Below are 9,655 nucleotides of genomic sequence, written 5' to 3'. Positions count from 1 at the left end.
TCCACCGGAATGGAGCGAAGCGGAATGAAGGCGGAAGCAGTGAAAACGGCGGCGCATCTCGCTGGAGTAGTTCTCATAGATCTTGTAGTTGAATTTCATATTTTGCATTCATATTTGGAGCAGTTGAATCCGGCTCCCATAGGATAGTTCTTTTTCAGGCACATACACTTGGCATCCGTCTCATATTTCCAGATATTATGCAACGGGTCTGACGGTTGTATGTACTGATTCGTTGGATCGTACCAGTACTTGCAGGAGGCACAGTATTTATTGAATTTTATATTTGTGGGGTGAAGCATTACTCTCCTCCGTGATATCGATTATAAAAGTTTGAAAATGTTCTTAAGGAACTCGTATTATTATCTGCGACATCTTCTACTGATTCTGCTATGTCTTCTGCTGCATCTTTTATATCATCTGACTCATCATACTGTAACTCGTTTAATGCGTTATTTATAATATCATCAACTGCGTCGTTATGGCTGTTGATTGGATCATCCACAATGTTGTCTAAGTCTGATATAATAAAATCGACCCATAATGCCTTTGTAGCAGACCATAAACAATTAACATATTCCGTCAGTGATTTCAAGTTTGAATCAATATCACTGATAGTGCTGACACAACTGTTTATCCTTTTTATATCTGCCGAAAGCTGATTAAGCTGCTTCTCCGTGTCAATGGAACTTGATTGAACAGAGAGTATACTATCTTTTATTGCTGTAATTTCAGCTCGTAGAGTATCTGTTTCAGAACGATTTTCAGCCATAAGCGCATTCATCTTTGTACGATCAGCTGTTAATTCTCCTGAGATCATATCACATTTATTGTTGATGTCGCCTATGAGTTTTATGAGTCGATCATTCATTTCGGCATAAGCCTTGTTTTCTTCGTTTAATGAATCAATTTCGCTTTGTAATGCCTGTATATCCCTTTTATCAGGAAGGCCTATCCAAGACCAGAAGCTCATTAAATCACCGCCTTATTCAACACCGTAATGATGCTTTGTGAAGCTTCCATTGCAGGAGCACATTCATCTTCGATCTTGTCAATATCTACCATATTTGTTTTTTTATCTGACATTGTCTTTTCAAGCTCATTAATTTCCCAATCTGCCTGTCTTTCCTGTTCCTTGATCTTGTTATTAAGTCTTTCTTCAAATTCGTTTATTACTTCTCCGGTATAGTTAGTGAGCTGTTTTCCGAATTCAACATACGCTTGCTGGATACTATTTTCAAAAGCTGCATCTATAGCCTCCTTTTTCTGCGGAGTAAGATCCATTTTCAATATCTTTACAAAATCAGGATTGTTCTTGGAAAGATGCTCCTGAATATATGAAATTATCGTTCCCTTGAGTTTCCATTCTGCCTGTTGCTGCTGATATGTGATAAGTGATGAAAGATCAGATAAGAACTCATACTTTTCTACTGTTTTCAGCAAAATAGCGAACATTTCCTTTATTGTATTCATTGCTGCATCCTCAGCCTCCTTAACTTTTGGACTGTGTTCTTCACGAAATTTGGCTAATGCAGCATCAACACTGACCTGATCGGAAACTTTACTGCTATCATATTTCCTTCCAAAAAGGAAGTCTTTTACATCATCAACTCGGTCTAAGACCCAGTCTTTTGCATCACTAAGTTTATCTGCGATCCAGCTAAAAAATCCCATGTTCATTCCTCCTTTACTTGCTTAATTTTTTTGAAACAGAAGCGATATCATCTTTAACCTGTCTGATCAGCGTCTCGGCTTCTTCCTTCAACGAACGAGTCTGAGCGACAATATCAGCCCTGCTTCTTTTAGCCTTCTCAATTTCAGCTTGCAGATTCTCGGTACTCAGTTTGGAACTTGCTATCTTTTTTTCTCCGTTTTTAATCGTATTATTACTTACCTCTATTATCTGATCACGGCATCTTTTGTAAAGTTCAACGATATCGGCTACCATAAGTTTTCGATAATTTGCAATTAATGTTGTTTCCAGTTTTCTTTTCAAAGCAGAGATACCTGTTGAGTCGGATACTGTTTTTATCTGTTCCGGAGAAAGATTTGATAGATCTATCCGTGTTACACCCAACATTTTTTTAACATAACTCTCTAAATCGTTATAATCATCAATATTAAAAACAGAATCGACAATAGAGTCATCAAGTTGCTGCTCTGGAGTAAGAGAATTCCATTTATTTAATAACAATTCCATTTTAGCTGATGTCAGTACGATCCTGCTATTGACATCTCTTTGATCCTTATATCTTTTAGATTCTACAAGCAACTCCTCCCAGTTTAATACATACTTTTCACGGTCCTTGTTAGAATTCAGATCGCTTTGAGTACCAACGATAATAGCCTTTGATTTATCAGTTAAATCAAGCACTGTGGTTGCAATCTCTATACCTTCAGCAGTAAATGGACCAGGCTTTAATGCAACAAGCACAGCATTTGCCTTTTTAATATAATCCTTAGTAATATCAGAACGGTATGGTACAGGATCTTTCAATCCAGGAGTATCAACAAAAACCACTTCTGGAGGCATATTGAAAATGCTCTTGTCTATACCGACTTCGATTTCTGATACGAGAATATGAGCAATGGATTTTGACGAAGTATACTTCCGTACATGCTCTCGTAATTCCTCGATAGTTTTACATTTAACAACTTTTTCTTTTCCAATAAGTTTTGCTTCCATTTCCTTTAATTTTGGATGTTTAAGTCTTGCAGCAAAACTATCACGATTTTCAGAAGCGTCAATTGATCTTTCGCTTTCAAGTGCGCTGGTTTTCAGCTTGCTCCATTGTTCTGCATTGTGAAATTTGATCTTTACGTAGAATCCGTTTGATGAGCGGAATTTGGTAAGTGCCGCAGTTTCAGGATTGACCTCAACAGATGCTATCTCTGCGCCGATAAGTGCATTCATAAGGAAAGATTTTCCTGCCTTCATTACACCAACTACAGCGATCTGGAATTCTGCTTCCCTGCATTTATCCATCAAAGTCGCTATATCTTTTACAAGCTCTTGGGGATAAGCCGGAAGTTTTCCAAGCTCAGCAAGCAACTTGACCTTTCTTATTACTGCATCTGTTTTCATCGCAGTTACGTCCCATATTATGTCAGATGAAGAAGTATCATCGGTCAAAACCTTTGACAGCTTTGAAAGAATCTCCTTGGTTTCTTTGCTGGAGTTTTCGGTTTTCATAGGATGTATATATCCGCAGTTAGGGCACATACGCTGCCAAGATATCAGATCATATCCGCATTTTTGACATATACTGTTCTGATAGCGCTCCAGTTTATCTATTTTTCTTAGCTGCTTTTCATTCTCTTTAAGAAATTCCTGATAAAAAGCAACAAAGCCTTTCCGCATCATAGCAACCTGTGCTAATACATCATTCTGGTTTTCTTTCAGTTCAAGATACAGATCACTGACTCTATCATTTACTGCCACCAGGAGAGTTCTGTTATTGGTACACTCAAGCATTACTTTATTGATGACGGTCTGCGCAGCATATAGGGCATTGGTGTTATCATTCAGAATAGCGTTTTGCAGCTTTTTGTTCTTACCTGTAACTTCTCCTACGAGCCTTTTGAAGATTCCCTGACTGCTTAGTGCATTGGATTTGTTTTGAGCTGAAGTCAGCAATGAAGTGCATTCAAGTGTTAACTCACTTATTTCCTCAGCATTATCTTTAGATTTTTCAATCATCTGATCGATTAATGCACCGACCTCATTGGGGCTGACATTAGTCAAAGCATAAGATGATACAATGTTTAATAATTCTGCCATTTTTATTCCTCCACCTTTATATTTCCAACAACTTCATCGAAGCCGTCATTTGCCATTTGCTCTTTGATCTCAGACTCTTTTGCTTTAAGCGCTGATTTTTCTATTTCAAATTGATTTAACCTTGCTTTTAATTCTTCCAATGACAGTTGGTTCTTGAAGCTCATAACAAGCATTTCCAGCATTGGCTGCAAAACTTTTTTTGCATCTTCATATCCAACATCTATCCTTTGCTTCGCACCTGAAGCAGAAAAATCAAGTGTTCCATTCATCGCATTTCCGAGCTCTATACTGGGGACGATCTCTATTATATTTGAATCTGGATACTGGCTTCTATCAATTACCGTTTCTCTGTTTAAATGAACAACGATTATATTGTCTACGCCATAATAGTAAATAGGTTGAATTGGCGTATTGTCACCTACAAGTGGAATCCCGCCGTCACAGTATTTTTGTCCATGAAATAACTCATTCGGAAATACTATTGGTATTGCAGATGATGCCAAAAGAATGGTAAGCGCCTCCTCATAGAGATATTCGTTCAATTTAAAGCGTTCTATCTTGAACCCAGGGCATTTAACGCAGGTAACAAAGCAAGGGATATCATTATTATTCAGCATATCTATATTTATGCTTTCTTCTATCATTTCAGATAGACCTTCTCTTGAAAACAGATGATCTCCTTTTGCTTTTGTCAATATCATTTCAGCCAACTTACTAATTGTCCAGACTCCGGCAGATGCAACCTTGCTCACGCCCATTGTGACTACGCTTGCAATGTTTAATCCATTTTTTATCAACCAATTCGCAATATCCTCAGGTTTTATCTTTTTCGGGGACAGTATTTTGCTTTGATTGATATTCATCCACATTTCCTCAGCCTGCTCGTAACTACTGCCTGTGAATAATGCTGCATTTAGCGCTCCGACAGAGGTGCCAGATACAGCTTTAACATAATTATCCATTCCTATTTCATGCAGGTATTTCCAGACGCCTATTTCATATGCGCCTTTTCCGCCGCCTCCGGAAAAAACTAATCCAAATCCATTCATTTCAGGCACTCCTTTACGCTTAAATCTGCGTGTATATGTGAATTTCTTTTTCTGTTACAAATGATATCTCTTCCTCCATAAACCTCTTCCGCCTGTTACCATTGATTTTTTTAAACTTAAATACAGGGATTATGGAAAAATCTGATTTGATTTCATAATCCAGATTCACAAAATCAATCAACTTATAATTATATTCCGACTCCAAATAAATGATTTTAATATTATTCTTTTTATCTGAATCGGTACATATGAAACCTGCTGATTCCAGAAGAGAAATTAAGTCGTCAGGTAAATCAATTAAGTTTTCATTTGTTTCTGAAGATACAGTGTTAATTAGACAATCCGTAAAGCTATTAACAACCAAAACTTTCAACAAATCTTCTATTGAATCAAGCCGTTTATTTAGTAAAGATATATCGTCATTTTCTTTCACTTTTGATCTCCTTTATTTCTGCCTCCGGAAACGGAGGCTTCTTACTTTTGCTTGCCTTGCACTCAGGACATGGATTCTGAACGCACCTTATAAGTCCGAGCTTGTACGGACACTTCAAGCATTTAAGCATAAGCTGCCTCCTTCCAAGTGACTTTCAGCTTCATAAATGGTATAATTCTTATTGTAGGCTGCCATAAATTTCATCACTCACTGTCACAGGCGCTTTAGTTCGCTGAGTATAGACATTCTCTCTACTGTCATTGACGATGTTGCTGACGGCAAATAAGCTTCATTGGAAGGCGCTTCAAGCAGTGCCATACAAGCTATCTTTCGCTCTATAGAGGTATGCACATAGCGGTTAAGCGTGGTTTCAACGCTGGAGTGACCCAGTATCTCTGAGAGAGTCTTCACATCGAACCCGGCTTGCAGACTGTTTGTAGCAAACATATGACGAAGACAATGGTATCCTACTGACGGCAAATTTGCTTTGTTTAGTATCGCCTTAAACCTGCGCTGTAACGTCCTCGGCTCGGTAGCAACAGTTGAATTGGACAGAATATAACGATCATCAGTTCTGCGGGATTCCCGCAGTAGTTTCATAATAAATGTTGGTATCGGTATAGAACGTTTCGATGAACGGCTCTTAGGAGTATCGGCTATAAGTCTTGTTCCGTGTGTACTGTTGCGTATGCGCTGAACGGTTCTCCTGACGGTAAAAATGCTTTTATCAAAGTCTATATCTCCCCACATTAGTCCGCACACCTCACCGACACGAAGTCCGGTATATAGGCTAAGGAGCACACAAAGCGAGGTCGGATTCAAATTATGAAGCAGGTAGTTACACAGCTTCCGCTGCTGTGAAGGTGACAACAAAGGCAGTTCTTTTCTATGCACCTTTGGCAAGCTTACATCTGCCAGCATATTGCGGAATCCATGTATTTTAGCTGAGTACTTTGACATTGATTTGAAGACAATTATAATGTCAGAAACATATTTCGCAGATAGACCTGAACTGAGCTTATCTTCAATATAATGGTTAAGCATCTGAACCGTCAGCATATCGTAGCGAAGTCCTCCAAATGCAGGAAGTATGTGTTTCTCGACCTTTAACAAATAATTGGCATAGGTAGATGGTTTCACTCGAAGCTTTATCGCAGAAAGCCACTCGTTGAAAAGCTCTTTTACCGTCATATGACATGAATTGGTTATAGCAGGATTAGTGACTTTCAAGGTGGCGAGCTTTTGCTTGACTTCGGCATAGGAATGACCGTATATCGAGTGATACCTTGTTTGTCCGTTATCCCTATATCCCGATTTATAGCGACCTTCCCAGCGTCCATCTTTCCGCTTATATATGTTCTCACCTCTACGAGCCATAACTATCCCTCTCCCTTGACCATAATTCTGACGATAAATGAGCAGTCAATATCTACAAAGCCATACGTTTATCCTTATATAATCTGCTGATTTTATAATTCGATTTGTGAAATTTTATTATATCTAATTGAAATTCAAACGAAATTGTGGTAAAATTATACATATAAAACATATTTGGAGCGTGCCGTAAATTGATGAAATTTATGGCACTTTTTATATTTCAAAGAATTCGACACCAACGCCTGAGACAGCTGCATATTTCAAGCAATGCGTTTCGATATGTTTGCTGCCAACTACCAAGAGTAGGTCAGAATTATCTATCATGTACTCATCGGCACGGCCATAACAGTCCTCGGTGCAATGAGGCGAAATTATCTCAACATGATCAGCTTCGGCATGAGCTGCGAAAAAACGATCACGATACTCTTCTACCCAGTTGGTAGATTGCTCTTCATAGGGCATAGCAATATTCAGCTCAATATCGTTATACAAGTACAGAGCAATAATTATCTCCGCACACCACAACGGAACTCCGTACTCGCAGTTCACCCAGAAACGGTCATATCCTTTGCAGTACAGCGTCCATATCTTTTCATGAAGCCGTGCCTTTATTTCTGGATATGGCGGTTCATGCTCGTTTTTGCAGACTAAGTTCAATTCTTCTCCCGTTGAGACTATTGTTCAGGTCATAAGTACCTCCGGTATAATCATATTTTAGACTATATACTATTATAGTCTAAAATACGACTATTTTCAAGTAGTTGAGTATAAATTATAATGGTATTGGTGATATTTTATGATAACTTACAAGCCGTTATGGGAAACGATGAAGGAAAAAGGCGTAACAACATATACGCTAATCAATAAATATAATATCAGCAGCAGTACCATACACCGCCTGAGACACGATCAGGGCGTTACTACTCAGCTGATAGACGACCTGTGCCAAATACTTGACTGCAAAGTTGAGGACATTATAAAATACGAACCGTCTGATGCAAGCTGATGAGAGCTAACGGCAGACGGTTTTTCTAATACAACCTCAATATCTGAGTACCGATCGAAAGTAGGTGTTGAAATCACACTTGTCTATATTTCGAAAAAACAACATTTCTGGTTCAAGCTAATATCCGCTAAAACTACCGTGTTACGGTTTGTGGCCCCGAAGATCGTGGAGCATACAAAATCAAAGATGTATCATAATAATCGACCAAAATGGCGACCATAGTTATATAACAAGAAACGCTCAGATAACTAATAACATCAGTTACAAAAGTAAAATATTTGTTTGTTTGATTTGACAATATAATACGATTAACAATAGAACAATTAGTCTCTATATGTGTATAATGCTGATTTTAATATTTTTTTGAAATAGTATTGACGCATAAAGCGACATGGTGTATAATATATTACAGAAAGCAGAAGGCGGTGTAAAGCATGGACAAGATGTATGCAACTCAACAGTACTTAGCAGACATAAGAAAAATGCTAGGATGGAGTGCACAAAAGCTCGGCGAAGAGATTGGTGTGACGCGCCAAACGATCAATAAAATCGAAAATGGTAAGACCCCCATTAGTCAAACCGTTTACCTAGCACTTTTATATGTGTTAAGGCGAGAGACATCCACGTTTAATGCTGACACCGCTATGTTGCAATGCGTGCTCGATATTCTTATTTTTAATTCTGACCACTATTCTTCCACTGAAGCTGAACAGGCATTAAAAAGTGCTCAAATACTCATCTCACCAACAGTTTCAAGTAAAATAACACGAGAAGAAATATCTATGGAGTGGGTAAAGTATAACAAAAGAATCTATCAAAAGTTTTTCGATAGATTACTTGCTGAACACAAGGACAGCGCTAATATGTTGAATCAGCTAAATCCTAATGGTCAAGAGGTTTCTGTTTTCGAATTGAAGAAGGAAGGAGTGAAAAAAATGAAAACTTTAACTAGAAAAGACTGCGTTGAGCTTTTTGAGGAATATGATCGTGAAATCAAGGATGCTCTCTTTGAACTCTATACGTCACACGTGTTAGATACAGTACGACATGAACTTTGGATGTATATTGATGATGAAGGAGAAGTAAGCCTTAAAACAAATATCGGATACGCTTCTACCATACTTACAAATGAGCAGCGCTTTTTCATCTACTCTTGTGGCGGAGAAAACGTTACAGCATGGGATCTGTTGCCGAGATTAGAATATCTTCTAAGCGCAGAAGACTTATGTAAGTATGTTGATGCTGTTAAGAAAACCCCTGATGAAAGAGTGACTGTTACTGCAATGCAGAAATACATCGAAGCAGAACATCCCGAACTGATAGAAGAGTGGCTCGACGAGTATTTCTCGGATCCAGCTGGTTACATAGAAGATATGACCCAAAGAGTCTACGAAAAGATTTTGGAACGCATCGACAGCTAAGAATGATTACATAAAAAGATGTATAAATATCGCTTTTTTACGGCTATAATAGGCCTCATCCTAGAATTATTTGGTGATATTCTTCTTTGGAAACATCTGAGGATATTGCTTTATAAAAAAAGCTATCTTGAGTATAACATGATGACCTCCCAATGGGAGGTCATTCGTTTCATATTAAGCCTTACCAAGCAGACAGTCAACTACATTTATGACATCAAATCTTTTTAACCGCCGAGGGTATCACGGTCAAGAGTGAGTATATGAGAAGCTTTGAAGCGTTTTCTCACTATTCCATATTAAAATGCCGAATCAGGAATTTTTTGTTCATTCGCTCGGAGAGCATTCCGAAATCGGAATTCGTCGATAATTTGATTCGTACCACTTATACCACTTTTTTACGAAAAAGTTTTTCCGGAACAAAAAAGTCCTCACAGACGAAACTGTGAGGACTCATTGTTTTTATTCAGATAAACACATTAACGTGAATATTATGCCAATTGAGTATCCTACGCTTAGTGGATTTAGCGTAAAGGTAACCTTTAGCATCGTCCAGATTCAGCGTAAAATAGCCAATCTGAGTATATTTCCGAA

At 38.1% G+C, this 9,655-nt stretch carries 10 protein-coding genes; 2 read left to right on the top strand and 8 right to left on the bottom strand.

All coding sequences use genetic code 11. The features are described from left to right. Nucleotides 1-298 precede the first annotated feature (298 nt). From Q0R37_RS13640 to Q0R37_RS13605, 8 genes are all read right to left on the bottom strand, one after another. A complete protein-coding gene (locus Q0R37_RS13640) occupies nucleotides 299-970 on the bottom strand; it encodes a hypothetical protein (RefSeq protein WP_294755105.1) in 672 nt (223 codons plus the stop codon). Beyond that, entirely contained in the window at nucleotides 970-1,671 is a 702-nt protein-coding gene (locus Q0R37_RS13635) for a hypothetical protein (protein ID WP_294755104.1), read from the bottom strand. Before Q0R37_RS13635 ends, Q0R37_RS13640 begins: the two co-directional genes overlap by 1 nt. A gap of 13 nt (nucleotides 1,672-1,684) precedes the next feature. Beyond that, nucleotides 1,685-3,778, bottom strand: coding sequence for a dynamin family protein (locus Q0R37_RS13630; protein ID WP_294755103.1), 2,094 nt, complete (start codon nucleotides 3,776-3,778; stop codon nucleotides 1,685-1,687). Nucleotides 3,779-3,780: 2 nt separating this feature from the next. Next, nucleotides 3,781-4,827 (bottom strand): patatin-like phospholipase family protein, encoded by a 1,047-nt coding sequence (locus tag Q0R37_RS13625; protein WP_294755101.1) that lies wholly within the window; start codon nucleotides 4,825-4,827, stop codon nucleotides 3,781-3,783. Nucleotides 4,828-4,846: 19 nt separating this feature from the next. After that, nucleotides 4,847-5,260, bottom strand: coding sequence for a hypothetical protein (locus Q0R37_RS13620; RefSeq protein ID WP_294755100.1), 414 nt, complete (start codon nucleotides 5,258-5,260; stop codon nucleotides 4,847-4,849). Further along, nucleotides 5,247-5,390: a hypothetical protein gene (locus Q0R37_RS13615; RefSeq protein ID WP_294755098.1), complete on the bottom strand. Its 144-nt coding sequence runs from the start codon at nucleotides 5,388-5,390 to the stop codon at nucleotides 5,247-5,249. The genes Q0R37_RS13620 and Q0R37_RS13615 overlap by 14 nt, the downstream gene beginning before the upstream one ends. Before the next feature lie 83 nt (nucleotides 5,391-5,473). Beyond that, nucleotides 5,474-6,637, bottom strand: a complete 1,164-nt coding sequence (locus Q0R37_RS13610) for a site-specific integrase (protein ID WP_294755097.1) — start codon at nucleotides 6,635-6,637, stop codon at nucleotides 5,474-5,476. Between the two features lie 213 nt (nucleotides 6,638-6,850). Then, nucleotides 6,851-7,294: an SLOG family protein gene (locus Q0R37_RS13605; protein WP_294755096.1), complete on the bottom strand. Its 444-nt coding sequence runs from the start codon at nucleotides 7,292-7,294 to the stop codon at nucleotides 6,851-6,853. Nucleotides 7,295-7,433: 139 nt separating this feature from the next. On the opposite strand from Q0R37_RS13605, the gene Q0R37_RS13600 reads away from it, so the two are divergent. Next, the gene (locus Q0R37_RS13600) at nucleotides 7,434-7,643 is read left to right on the top strand and encodes a helix-turn-helix transcriptional regulator (protein ID WP_294755094.1); all 210 of its coding nucleotides are present in this window, start codon (nucleotides 7,434-7,436) and stop codon (nucleotides 7,641-7,643) included. A gap of 434 nt (nucleotides 7,644-8,077) precedes the next feature. After that, on the top strand, nucleotides 8,078-9,064 hold the full coding sequence (locus tag Q0R37_RS13595) for a helix-turn-helix domain-containing protein (protein WP_294755093.1): 987 nt from the start codon (nucleotides 8,078-8,080) through the stop codon (nucleotides 9,062-9,064). The last annotated feature ends 591 nt before the right edge of the window (nucleotides 9,065-9,655 follow it).

Origin of the sequence: uncultured Ruminococcus sp. (genome assembly GCF_946415235.1) — a bacterium.
GTDB lineage: Bacteria > Bacillota > Clostridia > Oscillospirales > Ruminococcaceae > Ruminococcus.
The sequence above is the reverse complement of the archived record's forward strand: the minus strand, read 5'-3'. Positions and strand labels throughout refer to the sequence as shown.

Excerpts from the sequence above, each read along its gene's own strand:
- Q0R37_RS13640 (WP_294755105.1), bottom strand. The coding sequence starts at position 970 with ATGAGCTTCTGGTCTTGGATAGGCCTTCCTGATAAAAGGGATATACAG.
- Q0R37_RS13635 (WP_294755104.1), bottom strand. The coding sequence starts at position 1,671 with ATGGGATTTTTTAGCTGGATCGCAGATAAACTTAGTGATGCAAAAGAC.
- Q0R37_RS13600 (WP_294755094.1), top strand. The coding sequence starts at position 7,434 with ATGATAACTTACAAGCCGTTATGGGAAACGATGAAGGAAAAAGGCGTA.
- Q0R37_RS13615 (WP_294755098.1), bottom strand. The coding sequence starts at position 5,390 with ATGCTTAAATGCTTGAAGTGTCCGTACAAGCTCGGACTTATAAGGTGC.
- Q0R37_RS13625 (WP_294755101.1), bottom strand. The coding sequence starts at position 4,827 with ATGAATGGATTTGGATTAGTTTTTTCCGGAGGCGGCGGAAAAGGCGCA.
- Q0R37_RS13595 (WP_294755093.1), top strand. The coding sequence starts at position 8,078 with ATGGACAAGATGTATGCAACTCAACAGTACTTAGCAGACATAAGAAAA.
- Q0R37_RS13630 (WP_294755103.1), bottom strand. The coding sequence starts at position 3,778 with ATGGCAGAATTATTAAACATTGTATCATCTTATGCTTTGACTAATGTC.
- Q0R37_RS13610 (WP_294755097.1), bottom strand. The coding sequence starts at position 6,637 with ATGGCTCGTAGAGGTGAGAACATATATAAGCGGAAAGATGGACGCTGG.